This window comes from Kribbella sp. VKM Ac-2568, assembly GCF_004345365.1.
Taxonomy (GTDB): domain Bacteria; phylum Actinomycetota; class Actinomycetes; order Propionibacteriales; family Kribbellaceae; genus Kribbella; species Kribbella orskensis.
Window position 1 is genome coordinate 38,324 of sequence record NZ_SLVF01000002.1, and the last position, 16,803, is coordinate 55,126.

Genomic DNA, 16,803 nt, shown 5'->3' on the forward strand with positions numbered 1-16,803 from the left:
GACCCACTAGTCAGGTCGTGGCTCGAGCACCGCCACGCACTCTATGTGATGCGTCATCCCGAACAAATCGAACGCCCGCAGCGAGCTGATGCCGTAGCCGAGCTCCCCGAAGGTCTTCAGGTCCCGGGCGAGCGCGGCCGGGTCGCACGCGACGTACGCGATCTTGCGCGGCGACAGCGCCGCGATCCGGCGTACGACGGCCTTGCCCGCGCCGGTGCGAGGCGGGTCGAGAACGACCAGGTCGACCGACTCCAGCCCCTGCCCGGCCGCGTTGTTGAGCACCTTGTCGACGTCGCCTTGCTCCAGCGTCACCGCGGGCAGATCGTGCAGGTTCCGCCGCGCGTTCTTGACGGCGTCCCGGTCCCCCTCGACAGCCAGTACTGCGCACCCCGCCTCGGCAAGGAACGCCGCGAACAACCCGACCCCGGAGTACAGGTCCAGCGCGGTCTCCCCCGCGACAGGCTCGAGCCCGGCCAGTACTGCGTCCACGAGCGTCGACGGAGCCGCCGGGTGAACCTGCCAGAAGCCACCGGCCTCCACCCGGAACCGCCGGTCGCGCACCACCTCGACGACACGTCCGGCCGAGTTCTCGTCGGTCAGGACGGCGGTCTTGCCCTCCGACGACACCACCGCCTGGACCGAGGAAGCCCCGGGCCACCGCTGGTCGAGCACCGGAGGGGTGTCCGGGTGGGCGATCAGGCACCGGTCGATCGGTACCAGGTCATGCGAGCGATGAGCGAACATCCCGGGCCGGCCGCCGACCACGGCGTACCGCATCCGGGTCCGCCAGCCGAGCCCGTCGTCGCCCGGTGACTCCATCACGACGTTGCGCTCGATCCCGCCGATCCGCCGCAGCGTGTCCGACACGACGGTCGCCTTCAGCCGGCGCTGCTCGACGATGTTCGCGTGCTGGAAGTCGCAACCGCCGCAACGCCCTGGCCCGGCGTACGGGCAGGGAGGTTCGATCCGGTGCGGCGACGGGGTGAGGACCTGTACTGCGTCCGCCCGCAGGTACTTCGCGTTCTGCTCGGTCACCCGGGCGTGCACCAGCTCCCCCGGCAACGCGTGCCGGACGAACACCACCTGGCCCTCGTAACGCGCGACGCAGTGCCCGCCGTGCGCTACCGGTCCCACCTCGAGCTCGAGTAGCGTCCCGACGATCTCTTCTGCCGTCACCGGTCTCCTGAACTCTTGCGCGCGCCGCGCCGTACCTGGCCGGCTACGCGTTCTTCACGGTCCTGCCGCTCCTCAGCCGCCTGCGAAGAGATCAGCTGGTACGGAACGGACGTAACCATCACACCAGGTGTGAACAAGAGCCGGCCCTTGAGCCGCAGTGCGCTCTGGTTGTGCAGGAGGTGCTCCCACCAGTGTCCGACCACGTATTCGGGGATGTAGACCATCACCACGTCCCGCGGCGACTGGCGCCGGATGTCGCGGACGTACTGCAGGATCGGCCGGGTGATCTCCCGGTACGGCGACGCCAGCCGCTTCAGCGGGATGGGGATGTCCCGGGCCTCCCACTCGGCCTGCAGCGTGTCCGATTCGTCCCTGTCGACGTCGACCGTGACTGCCTCGAGCACAGATGGTCGGGCAGCCTTGGCGAACGCCAGAGCTCGCAGCGTCGGCTTGTGCAACTTGGAGACGAGCACGATCGCGTGCACCCGGGCGGGCAGCATCAGCTGGTCGCTGGCGTCGACTGCCATCTCCCGGCCGACCGTGTCGTAGTGCCGGTGGATACCCTTCATCAGCACGAACAGCACGGCCATGGCGATGATCGCGATGTAGGCGCCGTGGGTGAACTTGGTGATCAGCACGATCACCAGCACGATGCCGGTCATGGTCAGGCCGACCGCGTTGATCGACCGGGACCGCATCATCTGCCGGCGCTTGCCGCTGTCGGTCTCGGTCTTCAGGTGCCGGGTCCAGTGCCGGATCATGCCGAACTGGCTGAGCGTGAACGAGACGAACACCCCGACGATGTACAGCTGGATCAGCTTCGTCACCTCGGCGTCGAACGCCACGATCAGGCCGATCGCGCAGAGCGCCAGCAGGATGATGCCGTTGCTGTAGGCGAGCCGGTCGCCGCGAGTGTGCAACTGCCGGGGCAGGTACCCGTCCTTGGCCAGGATCGAGGCCAGCACCGGGAACCCGTTGAAGGCGGTGTTCGCGGCCAGCACCAGGATCAGCATGGTCGCACCGATCACCAGGTAGAACCCGGGCGGGAAGTTGGAGAAGACCGAGTCGCCGATCTGGCCGATCACCGTCTTCTGGGTGTAGCTGTCGCCGACCGGTTCCCCGTTGAGAAGAAGCTGGGTCGCGGGATCCTCGGCGTACCGCAGCCTGATCTTGTCGGCCAGGAAGATGATGCTCATCAGCATCGTGACCGCGATCGTGCCGAGCAGCAGCAACGTGGTCGCCGCGTTCTTGCTCTTCGGCTTGCGGAACGCCGGTACGCCGTTGCTGATCGCCTCGACACCGGTCAGCGCGGCACACCCGGACGAGAAGGCCCGGGCCAGCAGGAAGGCCGCCGCGAGCCCGCTGAACACCTCGTGCCCGGGCTCGGGCCGGATGTCGAACTGGGCGCTGTCGGCCAGCGGCAGGTTTCCGGCGGTGAGCCGGATGACGCCCCAGATCGCCATCCCGATGATAGACGCCATGAAGATGTACGTCGGGACCGCGAACAGCGCGCCTGATTCCCGGACACCGCGCAGGTTCAACGCCGTCAGCACCACCACCAGCCCCACCGCCAGCGGGACCTCGTGGCCCGCCAGGAACGGCAGGGCCGACTTGGCGTTCTGCACCCCCGAGGAGATCGACACCGCGACCGTCAGCACGTAGTCGACCATCAGCGCGCTGGCCACGGTCAGGCCGGAGTTCGGACCGATGTTGACCGTGGCGACCTCGTAGTCGCCGCCGCCGGAGGGGTAGGCGTGCACGTTCTGCCGGTACGACGCGACCACGACGAGCATCACGAAGGCGACCAGCAGGCCGATCTTCCAGGAGAAGGAGTAGGCCGCCAGACCGGCCAGGGAGAGCGTCAGGAAGATCTCGTCCGGGGCGTAGGCGACGGACGACAGAGCGTCACTGGCGAACACCGGGAGTGCGATCTTCTTCGGAAGCAGCGTCTCGCCGAGCTGCGTACTGCGCAACTTACGTCCGATGAGGATGCGTTTGCCGATATCGCCTAGAGCGGGAGTCACACCGGTGATGTTAGAGGGATGCGAGGGCCGGTGTAGCGTCTATCCCTGCCGAACCCGATGCCAGCGGCCCCTGCGAGGGGCAAGGAGTGATCAACGGAGTGCACGTCGTCATCATGGGCTGCGGCCGCGTCGGGTCGACGCTCGCCCGCACGCTCGAGAAACGCGGCCACACGGTCGCCGTCATCGACCAGTCCGCAGACTCCTTCCGCCGCCTGAGCCCAAACTTCTCCGGCCGCACCATCACCGGCATGGGTTTCGACCGTGAGGTGCTGATCGACGCCGGCATCGAGGAGGCCGAGGCGTTCGCGGCCGTTTCGAACGGCGACAACTCCAACATCCTCGCCGCCCGGGTGGCGCGGGAGAACTTCGGCGTCGAGAACGTCGTCGCCCGGATCTACGACCCGGGCCGCGCCGAGGTCTACCAGCGGCTCGGCATCCCCACCGTCGGCACGGTGAAGTGGACCGTCGACCAGATGATGCGGCGGTTGCTGCCGAGCGGTTCGGAGCCCGAGTGGCGCGACCCGTCCGGCACCGTCCGGCTCGCCGAGGTGCACGTGCACTCCGGCTGGGTCGGCCGGCTCGCCCTGGACATCGACAAGGCCACCGGCGCCCGGGTCGCGTTCCTGACCCGGCTCGGCGAGGGTCTGCTGCCCAAGGCCGACACGGTCATCCAGGAGGGTGACCTGGTCCACGTCGTCATGCTCGAGCGGGACGCCGACACGATCGAGTCCCTGCTCGGCACCAAGCCTGAGGAGCTGTGATGCGGGTAGCCATCGCCGGCGCGGGGAACGTCGGGCGATCGATCGCGGCCGAACTGCTGGAGAACGGCCACGAGGTCCTGCTGATCGACAAGGACCCGCGCGCGATCAAGGCCGAGTCCGTACCGCGTGCCGAGTGGTTGCTCGCCGACGCCTGCGAACTGTCCTCACTGGAGGAGGCCGCGCTGCAGCGGTGCCAGGTGGCGATCGCGAGCACCGGTGACGACAAGACGAACCTGGTCGTGTCGCTGCTGGCCAAGACCGAGTTCGGCGTACCGCGGACCGTTGCCCGGGTCAACCACCCGAGGAACGAGTGGATGTTCAACGAGGCCTGGGGCGTGGACGTGTCCGTCTCCACCCCGCGGATCATGTCCGCACTGGTCGAGGAAGCCGTGTCCGTCGGCGACCTGGTTCGCCTCTTCACCTTCCGTCAGGGCGACGCGAACCTCGTCGAGCTCACCCTGCCCGAGGACTCCCCGATGATCGGCCTCCGTGTCGGCGACATCGACTGGCCGATCGACACCGCCCTGGTCACCATCATCCGCGAAGGCCGAGTCCTCCGCCCCGACCCCGACGGCACCCTCGAGCTCAACGACGAACTCCTCTTCGTAGCCGCCGACGAAACCGAAGAACAACTGGAAGACATGCTCTCCCCCCACCACCGCCGCCCCCAGTAACCCCACGCACCTCCCCCGTAGCCGGCTCCCACCCACCCGCAAGTCGCCGCTCCACCACCTCTGGGCGCGAATCCTGTTGCCGCTCAGCGAATGCCAGGTGTCGCGCGGTGGAGTGGGTGACCGCCCGGACGGGTTGCTCCGGCACGGCTGTCCCGATCGACAGGAAGATGTCGCTCGCACCGTCAACCTCCACACCTACCCAGACGGTAGAGGCTCGCAAAGCACGCAGTACTTCCTGTTCTTCCGTACGCCAGCACCCCATGGTGGAGCACCTGCTGTCGTCAGTGGCGAGCCAGGAGTCGCGTCCGGGGGTGGGAGGAGCGGCGCGCGATGCATGAGCACCCTAGGCAGTGCATGGACGGGGACCTCGGGCAGTTCTCGGGAGGCTCGGGCAGGGGTGAGGTGTCCGAGGTCTCGTGAAGGTGTCCGAGGTCCCCTTGCCTGCGCCGTGCTGCCCAGGGCTGCGGCGCAGGGGATTTGGAGGACGTGCTGGGTGAGGGAGAACCGCCACCCAGCACGTCCGAAGGGTCGCGGCCGCTCGGGCCGCGATGTCACCGCGTTTACTTCAGGCCGAAGGCCCTGGTGATCTGCTGGTTGATCGTGGAGCCTGAGCCGTCCTCTGCGTGGGTTCGCAGGGTGACGAAGGAGGCCGAGCGGGGCGCGTCGAGGCGGGTGGTCCAGCCGTTCGACGTGTGCTTCAGGGAAGCCTGCCGCCAGGTCTTGCCGTCGTCATACGAGACGTCGACCGATGGCTGGCGAAGGCCGTTCGTCGACGAGTCGACCGACCACTTCGGGGAGATGGTCAGGTCGTCGCGGCGACCGGCTCGGCCCGCTGCGTCGGTGTCGACCGCGTAGTCGAGCTGGATCAGCGACACCGGAGCCGCCTCGGCCAGAGCACCGGAGTTGAAGCCCCACTCGGTCCGGGTCGCGGTCGAGTACGGGTTCGGGAAGGTGCCGCGGGTGTTGTCCACCACCAGCCGATAAGGCAGGCGCTCGGGCTTGAGGCCGGTCACGCTCAGCTGGTCGCGGTCGGCCTCGGACACCAGCGTCGAGCCCTGGAAGAGGCTCACCTTCTGGGTGAGGTCGAAGTTGCCGAACGCAGTGCCGTAGTGGTCACCGCCAGAGCCCCAGCCGGGCGCAACGATGGCGAGACCATCCTCGAGCCGCATCGGTGAGAGGTCCTTGCTCAGCCGCGGGCGCTGGATCGGCCCGAACCACTGAACGGCCGTACGACTACCGGCCCGATAGGCGGTCCAGCCCGCGTCGGCCTGCTGGAGCTCCCGCACGATCTCCGCGTGCCCCTGGTACGGCACACCCGCGGTGACCCACTCGGTCCGCTCCCCCTGGGCAGCCGTCCCCCAGGTGTTCATCGAGGACTCCCAGTCGACGTTCCACACGTCGTACCGGTTCTCGGTCACCTGGCCCTGGCGGAAGTTCCGGTACGAGAGGTCGAGCCGGGCCAGGTCGCGCGAGCCCGGCCGGTACGACGGGTCGGCCGGCACCTGGTCCGAGAAGTGCGACACGTCGTACTGGTACGCCATCGCCGGATTCGACTCCACGGTCAGCGTGCGCTCGCCGTGCTCCAGCTGGGAGATCAGCTGCTCGCCCTCGTCGTGCGTCACGGCCGCGACCGTGATCGGCGGCGGGTTGGGCGCCCAGATCGAGTCGCCCCACGGCGACAGCTTGCCGATGCCGTCGTTCACGACCACCAGCAGCTTGGCGCCTGCGGCCGCGGCAGCAGTTGCCTGGTCCTCCAGCGAGACGCTGTCGTTGCGCCGTACTACGACCGCCTGGCCGCGCTTGTCGATCGTCTTGCTCGCGGCTGGGCCGCCGTCACCGGCGAACACAGCGTCGAGCTCCTGCTTCCCCTTGGGCAGCGGAGTCGCCGCCTGACGGACCCTCAGGTCAGGGAACGACAGGGACGAAGCGGCCAGGGTCAGAGCAGGCTGCTCCATCCGCCAGCGGGCGCCTGCGGTGAAGGTACCGTCGGTGACCTTTGCCGTCGGCAACACCCAGGCGCTGTCGTAGCTGGGATCCGGCCAGCGGGACGATCCGACCGAGAAGTCCCGGCCGAAGTCGCGATAGGTGTTCACCCGCACCTCACCCAGGCTGGTCGCTTGCGGAGTCACCACCTTCAGCTGCCGGGCCTTGCGCGCGTCGTACGTGACAGTCCGGTCCTTGTCGAGGTGGATGTCGAGCAACGTCAGTACTGCGAGGCCTCGCGACGACGGCCCGTTCGCACCTTGCACATCCGCGGTCAGCCAGGTCGTGTAGTCGCCAGGCGGAAGGCGAAGCTCGGTGCCGCTCTCCTCGACGGTGAACTGGCCGTACGAGCCCCGGCCGATCAGGATCGCGTCACCGGCCAGCGGGCGGCCGCTGCGGTCCTTGGCGTTCAGGGTGAGCTGGTAACGCTCGCCTTCTCGACCGATACCGATCATCGTGCTCAGCTGCAGGCCGTTGGCGCCGGTAGCGATCAGGCGACCGGACAGCTGCTTGTCCACCGGTGCGACATCCACCTTGGCGGTCAGAGTGACGTCGGCCGTCCCGTGCGCGGGCACGGTGACCTTGGGCGTCGACAGCGTGAACAGGACCGCCGGGGCATCGTTCACCTGAGTGGACAGGTCCAGCACGACAGGCGCATCACCGGTGTTCGTGTAGGTGACCACGCGGTCGACGGACTTGCCGGCCGCGACAGGCCAGCCGTAGAAGCCGGAGTACGCGCTCGACGTGGCGAACACGGACGCTTTGCTGGTCGCGGCGATGTCCAGCCGCCCGTTGCCGCCCTGATACGGGATGTACTGCGGCGTCGGCTTCGCAGTACTCACGATCGCGTTCTTGAGCTGCTGCCCGGTCCAGTCCGGGTGCTGCGCGGCCAGCAGGGCCACGGCTCCGGCGACGTGCGGCGTCGCCATCGAAGTACCGCTCATCAGCTGGTACGAGCCGGTGCCTTCGGCCGCGTACTGCGAACGCGCGGCGAGGATGTCGACGCCGGGCGCGGTGATGTCCGGCTTCAACCCGCCGTCGCCCACGCGTGGGCCCCAGCTGGAGAAGTCGGCGAGCTTGTCGGCGCCGTCCACGGCACCCACGGTCAGCGCCGCGTCGGCGACACCGGGCGCGGTCGCGGTGTAGTACCCCGGTCCGTAGTTGCCGGCGGCAACCGTGAAGAGAGCTCCGGTCTCAGCGGACAGCTCGTTCAGCGACTGGCTGATCGGGTCGGTGCCGTCGGTCGGTCCACCGCCGAGGCTCATGCTGACGACCTTGGCGTGCTGGTCGCGGGCGGCCCACTCCATCCCGGCGATGATCCAGGACTCCTGGCCGCTGCCCTCGTTGTCGAGCACCTTGCCGATGTGCAGCCGGGCGCCGGGCGCGACACCGCGCTCGACTCCGCCCGACGCGTCACCCGTGCCGGCGATGGTGGACGCGACGTGGGTGCCGTGTCCGTGCCGGTCAGTGACGTCCAGGTCCGGGACGAAGCTCGTCGACGCGGTCACCCGGTCGTCGAGGTCCGGGTGCTCGAGGTCGACGCCGGTGTCCAGTACTGCGACGTCCACGCCCTGCCCGGTGTTGCCGCCACGCCAGACCTCCGGCGCGCCGATCTGCGCCGTACTGTCGGCGAGGTCAGCCTTGAACTTGCCGTCCAGCCAGACCTTGGCGATACCACCGGTGAAGGTGGCCGCGCCAGTCGAGCGGGCGGTGCTCCCGGCAGTCAGTGAACGCCAGAAGTCAGCGGTGTCGTTGGTGCTGAGGGCGGCGCCCTGGATGCTGCTCAGGGTGCGTTGCTTGCGGGCGCCGTCCGGCACGGCCTGCTGGCGCGAGCGGGTGGCGGCGTCCGTGTAGGTGACGATCAACGGGAGGTCGCCGCGGTAGCCGTCGGCCAGCAACCGGGTCACGTTGAAAAGGTCCTCGTCCAGCAACTTCGCGGCGAGGTACCGGCTCGCGGAACGCGGGTAGACGTAGGTGTCGTCTCCCTTGACCCGCAGATCGTGGTCGGCCAGGCGACCGTCCGGACCAGTCACCGTGTAGTTGTTCTTGCCATCGGCGCCGACGGTGACCTTGACCTGGTCGCCGGTGATCAAGGTGATGGTCTGCGGCGCGACCTGGCCGGCAGCAGCCAGTACGTCGTACGAGCCGGGCGGGGCGGGTGGGGGCGACGCGGCGGCGGAACCGCCGGTCACGGACGCGGCAACGGCCAGGACAGCCGCCGAGAAGGCGGTCAGCCTCCGACCGCGGCCAGAGCGTGGTGTCACGGATGCCTCACAGGGTGTCGACGAAGGGTCGCGAAATCGTAGGCTTCCTTCACACCCGCAACTAACACTTTCCCCTGACCACTTTGGCCACGTCACTGTTGCGACACCGGTGGTGCCTGCCCCAGCCGGAACTGTTTCGGCCACCAAACAGGACGGCGATGGCAAGCTGAGGTGGGACGTGGCCTGATGGACCGCGCTGAGGACTGGGCGCAGTCGATCGGGGCTGCCTACCTCACGCTTGCCAGCCGCCGGGCGGGAACCTTCTACCAAGCCCTCGGCTACGAGGACTCCGCCACCTTTTACAAGAAGACGTTCGGCGAGCGCTGAGCTGTCGTCTGGCAGTTGAAGGTGGCGGAGTGCGGGTTTACTTCTTGTTGCCTCGGAGGAGGTGGGTTACGTGGTCTCGGGCTTCGTCCCATTTGTCGGGCGGGAGGGAGCCTCGGAGGACTGCGTAGGCGAGCCAGAGGGCCACGGCGTAGAGGGGGAGGCCCATGCCTACCTTTGCGATGCCCAGGGCGTTGAGGCTGCCGGTCAGGTAGAGCGGGACCTGGACGACCAGGCGGATGGCGAAGAGGCCGACGAAGACCAGGGTGGCTCGGCTGAAGCCTTTGAGCATGGCTGGGTCTTTGCGCCAGGCCGTGCCGGTCTGGGTGATGACTCCGTACAGCACGCCGAACAGCGGCCAGCGGAAGAGGACCGTCAGCAGGTAGAGGAGGCCGTAGCCGAGGTTGATCAGGAGGCCGGGGAGGTAGACGTCTTCGGCCCGGCCGCTGCGGTTCGCCACCCAGGCGGAGATGAGGACGCCGACGAAGCCGCCCGCCACGTTGCGGAGGGGCTGCTTGCGGACCAGCCGGAGCAGTGCGACCGCGGCACCGGAGACGACGGCGACGAGCAGGGCCAGCTTCAGGTTGTGGTCACTGGCGCCGTAGACGATCAGGAACGCGATCCACGGCAGGCCGATGTCGAGCAGCGCGCCCCAGCCACCGAGCGCCTGGAAGAAGTCCTTGTCCGTGGTCGCCGGCTTCGCGTCGGTCTTCGCGGACTCGGCCTCGTCAGCAGCGGCCTCCGACGCAGTACCCGAGCCAGCAGTACCCGAGGCCGCAGCACCTGAGGCATAAGGCGAACCGTCGCCGGCGGAAGAAGAGACGTCGGCATCCGGGCCCATCGCCTCAGCGGCTTCGAACTCGGGCTTGAGGATCTCGACGAGCTTCTCGTTCAGGTCCTCGTCGAGGTGGTCGCGGCGGCTGCCCTGGGTCGGGTCAGCCATGCGCGGCCGTCGGACGGAGCTCGTACTTCGGGTTGAACATCACCCGGTCCCCGTCCACGACACCGATCCGCCCGGACGCGATCAGCTCCGATCCGGGGTGGATGCCGGCGATCTTGCGCCGGCCGAGCCAGATCAGCTTGACCGTACCGGTGCCGTCGTACAGCTCGCCTTCCAGCGCCGGTACGCCGCCCCGCGGGCTGAAGGTGATCGTGCGCAGCGTGCCGTACAGCGTCACCATCTCCCGGTCGTGACAACCGGTGATGGACCGCGCGCCACAGTCGTGCGCGTAGTCCTGGAGCACCTCGGCGTCCTGCTGGTCGCGGTCACCCGCCAGCCCCTTGAACGCACGCTTCCACAACCCCGCGGGTTTCTCGCTACCCATGAGCACAGTCTAATCCGCTCGCGAACGTGCACGGCCGGTATCCGGACATGTCCCTCAGGCCTCTTCCTCGGCGGCCGGCTGGGCGCCCGGGGGCAGCCGCAGGGCCAGCGACTCGCGCGGCGCCATCGGCTCACTGCCGCGGACCACGATGACATTGCGGAGCGACTGCTCCATCGGCGGCGCGGCCTCGGGCTCGACCGCGGCGCGGCCCAGCACGGTGGCGCGCAGCAGCCAGCGCGGGCCGTCGACACCGATCACCCGGGAGGTCTGGCTGAAGATCTGGCCGTCCGGGTCCTCGACCGGGACCACCAGCACGAGCTCGGTACCGAACGGGCCGCCGGTCTCCGACGCGGTGCCGCCCATCCGGGTCGCCTCGGCGGCGATCTCGCGGCGTACCTCGGTCCAGATGCCGGAGGTCTTCGGTGCGGCGAAGGCGCGCAGCTCGAGCGCGGAGTCTTCCAGCACCAGCAGGATCGCCTGCACGTCACCGCTCTGCTCGTCGACCTGCAGCCGCAGCTCCATGCCCGGCATACCGGTGATCACCAGCGCACCCAGGTCGATCCGGTCCTCGGCCTCCAGCTCCGAGGCGTCCACCTCGCTGGAGTCGTACGGACCCGCGCTGCGGCCCTCCGGCGTACCGGCTTCCTCGGCGCCCTCATCTTCGACAGGGGCCTCGACCACGTCGTCGCTGCCGGCCGGGCCGGTCGCTTCGGTGTCGTCGTTCTTGGCCTTGCGGCGGAAGATCACTGCTCTTGCCTACTTCCTCGTTCGTCAGTCATCGCTACCGGGCCGGCTGATTCAGCCGCCGTAGTCTCGCGTATTCCGCAGGTCAACGGAGTGCACCTGATCAGCGTGTCACACCGCCGAAACCGCCGGTCGAGCCGTATCCACCCTCGCCACGGGCCGAGCCGGGCAGCCTCTCCACCTCGACGAACCGGGCCTTCTCGACCCGCTGGATCACCAGTTGCGCGATCCGGTCGCCGCGGCGCAGCGTGACCTCGGCGGAGGTGTCCAGGTTGATCAGGCAAACCCTGATCTCGCCACGGTATCCCGCGTCCACCGTGCCCGGCGCGTTGACGAGTGTGACGCCGTGTTTCGCGGCCAGACCCGAGCGTGGGTGGACGAAAGCGGCGTATCCGTCCTGCAGCGCGATGGCGATCCCGGTGCCGACCACGGCCCGCTCCCCCGGCTTCAGCGTGACGTCGCTGGTCGCGAGCAGGTCGGCGCCGGCGTCGCCGGGATGTGCGTACGCCGGGACGGGCAGGTCCGGGTCGAGCCGCTGGATCAGTACCTCGGTCATGGGTTCACCTCGTAGTCGTGGACCTTCTCAGCGGTCATGTCGGCGCCGTGCTCGATGAAATGCTCCGGCGGCACTACAACGAACACAGCTGTCGCCCGTAACGCCACACTTCCCTCGGGACCGCCCAGCCGCCCGACGGCCTTCGCGTACATCCGCCGTCCCTCGAAGCCGAGGCACTCCGCCCGCAGCGACAGCGTGGCTCCCACCGGCACCGGCCGGATGTAGTCGGTCTCGAGCCGCCCGGTAACCATCGGCCGGCGCAGCAACCAGGACAGACCACCAAGAGCCTCGTCGAGCGCCATCGCCAGTACGCCGCCATGCGCCAGGCCGGGGGCTCCCTGATGCTCCGCGGTCACGGTGAACTCACCAGTGATGGTCACGCCGGGCCCGGCCGTCGACACCAGCCGAAGCCCGGTCGGGTGGGAGGGCCCGCAGGCCACACAGTTCTCGTAGTGCGACGGCAGCACCGTGCCCGGCCCAGGAGCGTCGGGATGCCGCTCCGGCGGTTCCAGGTCGCGCTTCGGCGTCGCCGTACGCGTCGGTGGCTCGATCACGAGAGGCGACCCTACCGACGGACTCCGGCAGACCGCGTGCCAGGCTGGTCCTGTGGGTGACGCACGGGTTGACGCAGGGGCCGGCTACCGGGAGCGGCTGAGCGTGCCGGTTCGCTGGTGGATCATCGCGGCCGCCGCCGTCCTGACGCTGTTTGTCATCACCGCGGTCCCGGCCGGCAACATCGCCGGCTTCGCGGTCGCCGGAGTCGCCGCGGTCCTCCTACTGGTCCTGTTCATCCGGTACGGCGGTGCCGTGGTCGAGGTGGACGCCCAGCAGCTCCGGGCCGGCCGGGCCTCGATCGAGCGGACCTACCTGGGTCAGGCAGAGCCCTTGACCGGCGAGGACGCCAGGAACGCCTTCGGGCGCGACTGTGACCCCGCCGCCTACCTGGTACTGCGGAGCTACCTGCCCGGGGCGGTCCGGGTGAAGCTCACCGACCCGAGGGACCCAGCGCCGTACTGGTTGATCGCCACGAGGAACCCGGAGCGGCTGGCAGCCGCTCTGACGACCGACAGCGTGGCAAGATCCTGAGTATCGGGGATCAGTAGCTAGGAGGCTGTTGTGGTGGGAGCCAAGATCGGCTGGAAGCTCGTACTGATGGCATTCACAACCGTCGTGTCGCTGGTTGCCCACAGGGCGGTCACCACGGCCTGGAAGCTGGGCTCCGGAGGCGAGCCGCCGAAGGGCAACAAGGCCGGCTACGTCGAGGTGGTCACCTGGGCCGTGGCCAGCGGAGCCGCCGCGGCCGCCGCCAAGCGGTTCGCCGAGGACAGGGCAGCGCAGTACTGGCTGAAGTCCACCGGCAGCCTCCCGCCCGGCTACGAGAAGGAGGACTCGCTCACGAAGGCCCTGGAAACGCCCTAGACGAGGCCGAACTCCTGCTGGAGTGCCTGCGCGACCGGTCCACTCGGTCGGCCGCGTAGCTCGCCGTCGACGTACACGTCCACGAGGTCGTCGTAGACGGCCACCAACCCGGCTAGATCCCGGGCGTCCGACAACGGGTCCGGGTAGCTCCACATGAGGTTCTCGCGGCCCCCGGCCGAGAAGTAGATCGCCCGGCCTTTGTAGGCGCACGTGGTCCGCAATTCGCTCGGCTCCAGCTCCGCGACGACGTCCTCGCGCGGCAGGTAGAAGCGCGTCGGCAGGCTGGTCTCGAAAACGAAGGTCGGCCGCGAGCTCTCCGCCAGCACCACTCCGTCCAGCTCGATCCGGACCGTCCGGGAGCTCCGCCGGATATCCACCCGGTGATACGGCTCCCGTGGGTGCGAGAGGACAGGCTGATCCTCTTCCAGCCACTCGTCGAAGGCGTTGAAGTCCAGTACTACGTACTCCGCCAGCTCCGGGTCGTCCGGCCGGAACCCGGCGCCGGCCAGCCGGTCCTCCCCCACCAGCAGATCCACGCTCTGGCCGTCGCTCGAGTGCGCCGTGAACGGGATGCCGGGGTGCAGGATGCCGGGGTGCAGGATGCCGTCCGGCGCCGGCACAGCCTCACCCGAGGACCGGGCCAGGTCGACGCTCAGGTCAGCCACCGGTACGGCGTACGAGGGCACCACGCGCCGCGGCTCCCAGACCAGCGCGGCCCGGGTGGTGTCGGCGATCACCCGCCCGCCCTGCCGGACCCGGATCCGCATCTCGGTCGGCTCGTAGCGCAACAAGGACAATCCTTCGGACCAGAGGTCCCGCATCTTCGTACTCATAGTGCGAGATTAGGAGCTGACCGGCCTCGCGGACATCGGTAGAACCCGCTCCCGACTGCCTATCTTTCGGCTCTGAGTCTCCCGGAGCCGGACAACGTGGGCAGACATGACGACGGGACCGGCCCCGTGAAAGGGACGGTCCCGTGCAACCGGTACGGACTCAGCCGAGCAGGGCGAGAGTGCTGCCGTTCTCAGGCAGCGCAGTCGCGGCAGATCAGCTGACCGTTCTTGGTGTTCGCGAGCTGGCTACGGTGGTGAACCAGGAAGCAGCTCGAACAGGTGAACTCGTCGGCCTGGCGCGGGAGCACCCGCACCGCCAGCTCTTCGTGGCTCAGGTCGGCACCGGGCAGCTCGAAGCTCTCGGCGGCCTCGGCCTCGTCCTCGTCGACCTTGCCGGAGTTCTTGTCGTGACGGCGAGTCTTCAGTTCTTCGATCGACTCCTCGCTGGAGTCCTCGTCCGTCTTGCGCGGGGCGTCGTAATCAGTCGCCATGGTGTTTCCCTGCCCTCTTCGTACCCGTGGTGTTGCCTGCTGAGCCCTTGAACGGGTAAAGCGGCCGAGAAATTCCGTGCCGGAACTCCTGGTCCCCCGAAACCCTTGACAGACAGGCTGGCAGCGGCATCGACACCGCCCCCGAGGCAGGGATTGTGCCTTATGAAGGGCCCTTCGCGCGCGTCGGGGTCCACCTTCTGGCCCGCGTGTCGCAGATTGAGACAGCACCGAACAGTCGAATGCTCGTTACTGCGTACTACGCGCACTAACGAGCAGTTTCAGGATCTGAGCGGATTCGCCGCCGCGAGGGCATCGTGCAGCGGGCCGAACACCGCGGGGGTCGCGGCGATCGACATCTCGGGCGAAACAGGCGCTCCGTGCAGTCCGCCGATGGTTGCGCCTGCCTCGGAGGCGATCAGCGCGCCGGCTCCGTAGTCCCACGGGTTGAGGCCGCGCTCGTACACCGCGTCCAGCCGGCCGCAGGCGACGTAGCAGAGGTCGATCGCGCCGACCCCGATCCGCCGGATGTCGCGGACCTTGGTGATCAGGTGCTGCATAACTTCGGCCTGGACCTCGCGCCGGGTCGCGTCGTACCCGAAGCCGGTGCCGACCAGGGCCTTGCTCAGGTCCGGGCAGTCCGAGACTTGGATCGGACTGCCGTCCGCGAACGCCCCGCCACCCAGCGTCGCGGTGAACACCTCGCCCTTCGGTGCGTCGACGACGACCCCGGCCACGGTCCGGCCTTCGTACTCGACCGCGATCGAGACGGCGTACGTCGGGAGGTCGTACAGGTAGTTCACGGTGCCGTCGATCGGGTCGACCACCCAGCGCACGCCGCTCGAGCCGTTGACGTCGTCGCCCTCCTCGCCGAGGAACGAGTCGTCCGGCCGCGCCTCCAGCACCCGGGCCCGGATCAGCTCCTCGGACTCCCGGTCCACCGCGGTGACGATGTCGGTCGCGGTGCTCTTCGTGTCGGCCACCGTGATCGTGCCGCGGCGGCGCTCCACGATCAGGCCGGCCGCCTCGGTGGCCACCTCGACGGCCAGCTTCAGCAGGTCCTGGGGGTTCTCGGAGCTCATGCAGTTTCCTTAGGTGCCGATGCGGCGGTAGAGGCCTGGACGGCGTCGGGGGTGGTTGAGCCCGGGGCGGCGGGACGGCGGAGGGCTGGGCAGCAGTCGGGGCGGCAGTCGTCCCAGCCCGGACCGAGCTTGCCGACGCAGGGGCGCTCCGGCTGCTCGCCACGCTCCGCGGCGGCCCGCTCCAGCACCAGGTCCCGGAGCATCGTCACGAACCGCGGGTCGGTGCCAGGAGTGGCCGCGCGACCCATCGGGAGGTGCAGCTTGTCCGCGGTGGCGGCTGCCTCGGTATCGAGGTCGTAGATGACCTCCATGTGGTCGCTGACGAACCCGATCGGCACGATCGCGACACCGGGAACACCTGCGGCCGCCAGATCATCCAGGTGGTCGTTGATGTCCGGCTCGAGCCAGGGCACCTGGGGCGGACCCGAGCGGGAGCAGTAGACAAGGTCGGTCCGGCGCTCGACCCCTGTACGCCGCTGGAGCTCTGCGGTGATCTCCGCGGCCACGTCCTCGTGCCAGGTGGTGTAGCCGTTGCCGTCCGGACCACTGGTGGCGTTCATGGCGGTCGGGATGGAGTGCGTGACGTAGGCGATCGCGGAGCCCTCCGGCAGCCCGCTCAGCGCCTCGGCCGTGGACTCCACGAAAGAGCCGACGAAGCCGGGGTGGTTCGCGTAGTGGCGCAGCTTGTCGATCACCGGGGCACCCTCGACCTGCGCGGCCGCGTCGGCCAGGTTCTCCCGGTACTGCCGGCAGCCCGAGTACGACGGGTAGGCGGACGTGACGATCACCACAGCCCGCCGTACTCCGTCCGCGGTCATCTCGCGCAGGGTGTCGGTCAGGTACGGCGCCCAGTTGCGGTTGCCCCAGTAGAGCGGCAGGTCCAGGCCGAGCTCGTCGAAGGAGGCCCGCAGCGCGGCCAGCAGTTCGCGGTTCTGGTCGTTGATCGGGCTCTTGCCGCCGAACGCGTAGTAGTGCTCGCCTACTTCCTTCAGGCGCTCGTCCGGGATGCCCCGGCCGCGGGTCACGTTCTGCAGGAAGGGGAGCACATCCTCGGGCTTCTCCGGACCGCCGAAGGAGAGCAGCAGGACGGCGTCGTACGGGGTTGGGTCTGGCGACACTTCGACGGGCATACAACGATGTTCTCAGGCCG

General features: G+C 68.8%; 17 protein-coding genes. 5 read left to right on the forward strand and 12 right to left on the reverse strand.

Annotated elements, in window-relative coordinates:
- Positions 1-6: 6 nt before the first annotated feature.
- Positions 7-1,176, reverse strand: coding sequence for a class I SAM-dependent RNA methyltransferase (locus EV648_RS04070; protein ID WP_132285174.1), 1,170 nt, complete (start codon positions 1,174-1,176; stop codon positions 7-9).
- Positions 1,173-3,200: an APC family permease gene (locus EV648_RS04075; protein ID WP_132285175.1), complete on the reverse strand. Its 2,028-nt coding sequence runs from the start codon at positions 3,198-3,200 to the stop codon at positions 1,173-1,175. The genes EV648_RS04070 and EV648_RS04075 overlap by 4 nt, the downstream gene beginning before the upstream one ends.
- A gap of 98 nt (positions 3,201-3,298) precedes the next feature.
- On the opposite strand from EV648_RS04075, the gene EV648_RS04080 reads away from it, so the two are divergent.
- Together EV648_RS04080 and EV648_RS04085 are read left to right on the forward strand one after the other, a co-directional pair.
- On the forward strand, positions 3,299-3,961 hold the full coding sequence (locus EV648_RS04080) for a TrkA family potassium uptake protein (RefSeq protein ID WP_132286600.1): 663 nt from the start codon (positions 3,299-3,301) through the stop codon (positions 3,959-3,961).
- Positions 3,961-4,635 carry a TrkA family potassium uptake protein gene (locus EV648_RS04085; RefSeq protein ID WP_132196115.1) on the forward strand — a complete coding sequence of 225 codons (675 nt, stop codon included), beginning with the start codon at positions 3,961-3,963 and terminating at the stop codon, positions 4,633-4,635. The genes EV648_RS04080 and EV648_RS04085 overlap by 1 nt, the downstream gene beginning before the upstream one ends.
- 560 nt (positions 4,636-5,195) lie before the next feature.
- Here the strand turns inward: EV648_RS04085 and EV648_RS04090 are convergent.
- On the reverse strand, positions 5,196-8,882 hold the full coding sequence (locus EV648_RS04090) for a S8 family serine peptidase (protein ID WP_199234427.1): 3,687 nt from the start codon (positions 8,880-8,882) through the stop codon (positions 5,196-5,198).
- Between the two features lie 186 nt (positions 8,883-9,068).
- On the opposite strand from EV648_RS04090, the gene EV648_RS04095 reads away from it, so the two are divergent.
- Positions 9,069-9,209 (forward strand): hypothetical protein, encoded by a 141-nt coding sequence (locus EV648_RS04095; RefSeq protein WP_199234428.1) that lies wholly within the window; start codon positions 9,069-9,071, stop codon positions 9,207-9,209.
- A 37-nt stretch (positions 9,210-9,246) separates the two neighbouring features.
- Here the strand turns inward: EV648_RS04095 and EV648_RS04100 are convergent, their stop codons facing one another.
- From EV648_RS04100 to EV648_RS04120, 5 genes are all read right to left on the reverse strand, one after another.
- The gene (locus EV648_RS04100; protein WP_132285176.1) at positions 9,247-10,149 is read right to left on the reverse strand and encodes a DUF3159 domain-containing protein; all 903 of its coding nucleotides are present in this window, start codon (positions 10,147-10,149) and stop codon (positions 9,247-9,249) included.
- Complete coding sequence (locus EV648_RS04105) at positions 10,142-10,531, reverse strand: OB-fold nucleic acid binding domain-containing protein (RefSeq protein WP_132196119.1); 390 nt, start codon at positions 10,529-10,531, stop codon at positions 10,142-10,144. Before EV648_RS04105 ends, EV648_RS04100 begins: the two co-directional genes overlap by 8 nt.
- Positions 10,532-10,585: 54 nt before the next feature.
- Positions 10,586-11,278: a DUF3710 domain-containing protein gene (locus tag EV648_RS04110; protein ID WP_132285177.1), complete on the reverse strand. Its 693-nt coding sequence runs from the start codon at positions 11,276-11,278 to the stop codon at positions 10,586-10,588.
- A 100-nt stretch (positions 11,279-11,378) separates the two neighbouring features.
- Positions 11,379-11,831, reverse strand: coding sequence for a dUTP diphosphatase (dut, locus tag EV648_RS04115; RefSeq protein ID WP_132196123.1), 453 nt, complete (start codon positions 11,829-11,831; stop codon positions 11,379-11,381).
- Complete coding sequence (locus tag EV648_RS04120; RefSeq protein ID WP_132285178.1) at positions 11,828-12,385, reverse strand: PaaI family thioesterase; 558 nt, start codon at positions 12,383-12,385, stop codon at positions 11,828-11,830. The genes dut and EV648_RS04120 overlap by 4 nt, the downstream gene beginning before the upstream one ends.
- Positions 12,386-12,437: 52 nt before the next feature.
- Between EV648_RS04120 and EV648_RS04125 the strand changes: the two genes are divergently transcribed.
- Complete coding sequence (locus EV648_RS04125) at positions 12,438-12,917, forward strand: DUF3093 domain-containing protein (protein WP_132285179.1); 480 nt, start codon at positions 12,438-12,440, stop codon at positions 12,915-12,917.
- A 30-nt stretch (positions 12,918-12,947) separates the two neighbouring features.
- Positions 12,948-13,250, forward strand: a complete 303-nt coding sequence (locus EV648_RS04130; RefSeq protein WP_132285180.1) for a DUF4235 domain-containing protein — start codon at positions 12,948-12,950, stop codon at positions 13,248-13,250.
- Here EV648_RS04130 and EV648_RS04135 read toward each other — a convergent pair.
- The 4 genes from EV648_RS04135 to EV648_RS04150 form a co-directional block, all read right to left on the reverse strand.
- Positions 13,247-14,083: a DUF427 domain-containing protein gene (locus EV648_RS04135; protein WP_132285181.1), complete on the reverse strand. Its 837-nt coding sequence runs from the start codon at positions 14,081-14,083 to the stop codon at positions 13,247-13,249. The two genes, EV648_RS04130 and EV648_RS04135, sit on opposite strands and share 4 nt — an antisense overlap.
- 191 nt (positions 14,084-14,274) lie before the next feature.
- Complete coding sequence (locus tag EV648_RS04140; protein ID WP_132196133.1) at positions 14,275-14,574, reverse strand: DUF4193 domain-containing protein; 300 nt, start codon at positions 14,572-14,574, stop codon at positions 14,275-14,277.
- Between the two features lie 278 nt (positions 14,575-14,852).
- Positions 14,853-15,653: an inositol monophosphatase family protein gene (locus EV648_RS04145; RefSeq protein WP_132285182.1), complete on the reverse strand. Its 801-nt coding sequence runs from the start codon at positions 15,651-15,653 to the stop codon at positions 14,853-14,855.
- On the reverse strand, positions 15,650-16,783 hold the full coding sequence (locus EV648_RS04150; RefSeq protein ID WP_132285183.1) for a ferrochelatase: 1,134 nt from the start codon (positions 16,781-16,783) through the stop codon (positions 15,650-15,652). Before EV648_RS04150 ends, EV648_RS04145 begins: the two co-directional genes overlap by 4 nt.
- Positions 16,784-16,803 lie beyond the last annotated feature (20 nt).

Coding starts and splice junctions, on each gene's coding strand:
- EV648_RS04085 (WP_132196115.1), top strand. CDS start 3,961: ATGCGGGTAGCCATCGCCGGCGCGGGGAACGTCGGGCGATCGATCGCG.
- EV648_RS04095 (WP_199234428.1), top strand. CDS start 9,069: ATGGACCGCGCTGAGGACTGGGCGCAGTCGATCGGGGCTGCCTACCTC.
- EV648_RS04100 (WP_132285176.1), bottom strand. CDS start 10,149: ATGGCTGACCCGACCCAGGGCAGCCGCCGCGACCACCTCGACGAGGAC.
- EV648_RS04105 (WP_132196119.1), bottom strand. CDS start 10,531: ATGGGTAGCGAGAAACCCGCGGGGTTGTGGAAGCGTGCGTTCAAGGGG.
- dut (WP_132196123.1), bottom strand. CDS start 11,831: ATGACCGAGGTACTGATCCAGCGGCTCGACCCGGACCTGCCCGTCCCG.
- EV648_RS04135 (WP_132285181.1), bottom strand. CDS start 14,083: ATGAGTACGAAGATGCGGGACCTCTGGTCCGAAGGATTGTCCTTGTTG.
- EV648_RS04140 (WP_132196133.1), bottom strand. CDS start 14,574: ATGGCGACTGATTACGACGCCCCGCGCAAGACGGACGAGGACTCCAGC.
- EV648_RS04145 (WP_132285182.1), bottom strand. CDS start 15,653: ATGAGCTCCGAGAACCCCCAGGACCTGCTGAAGCTGGCCGTCGAGGTG.
- EV648_RS04150 (WP_132285183.1), bottom strand. CDS start 16,783: ATGCCCGTCGAAGTGTCGCCAGACCCAACCCCGTACGACGCCGTCCTG.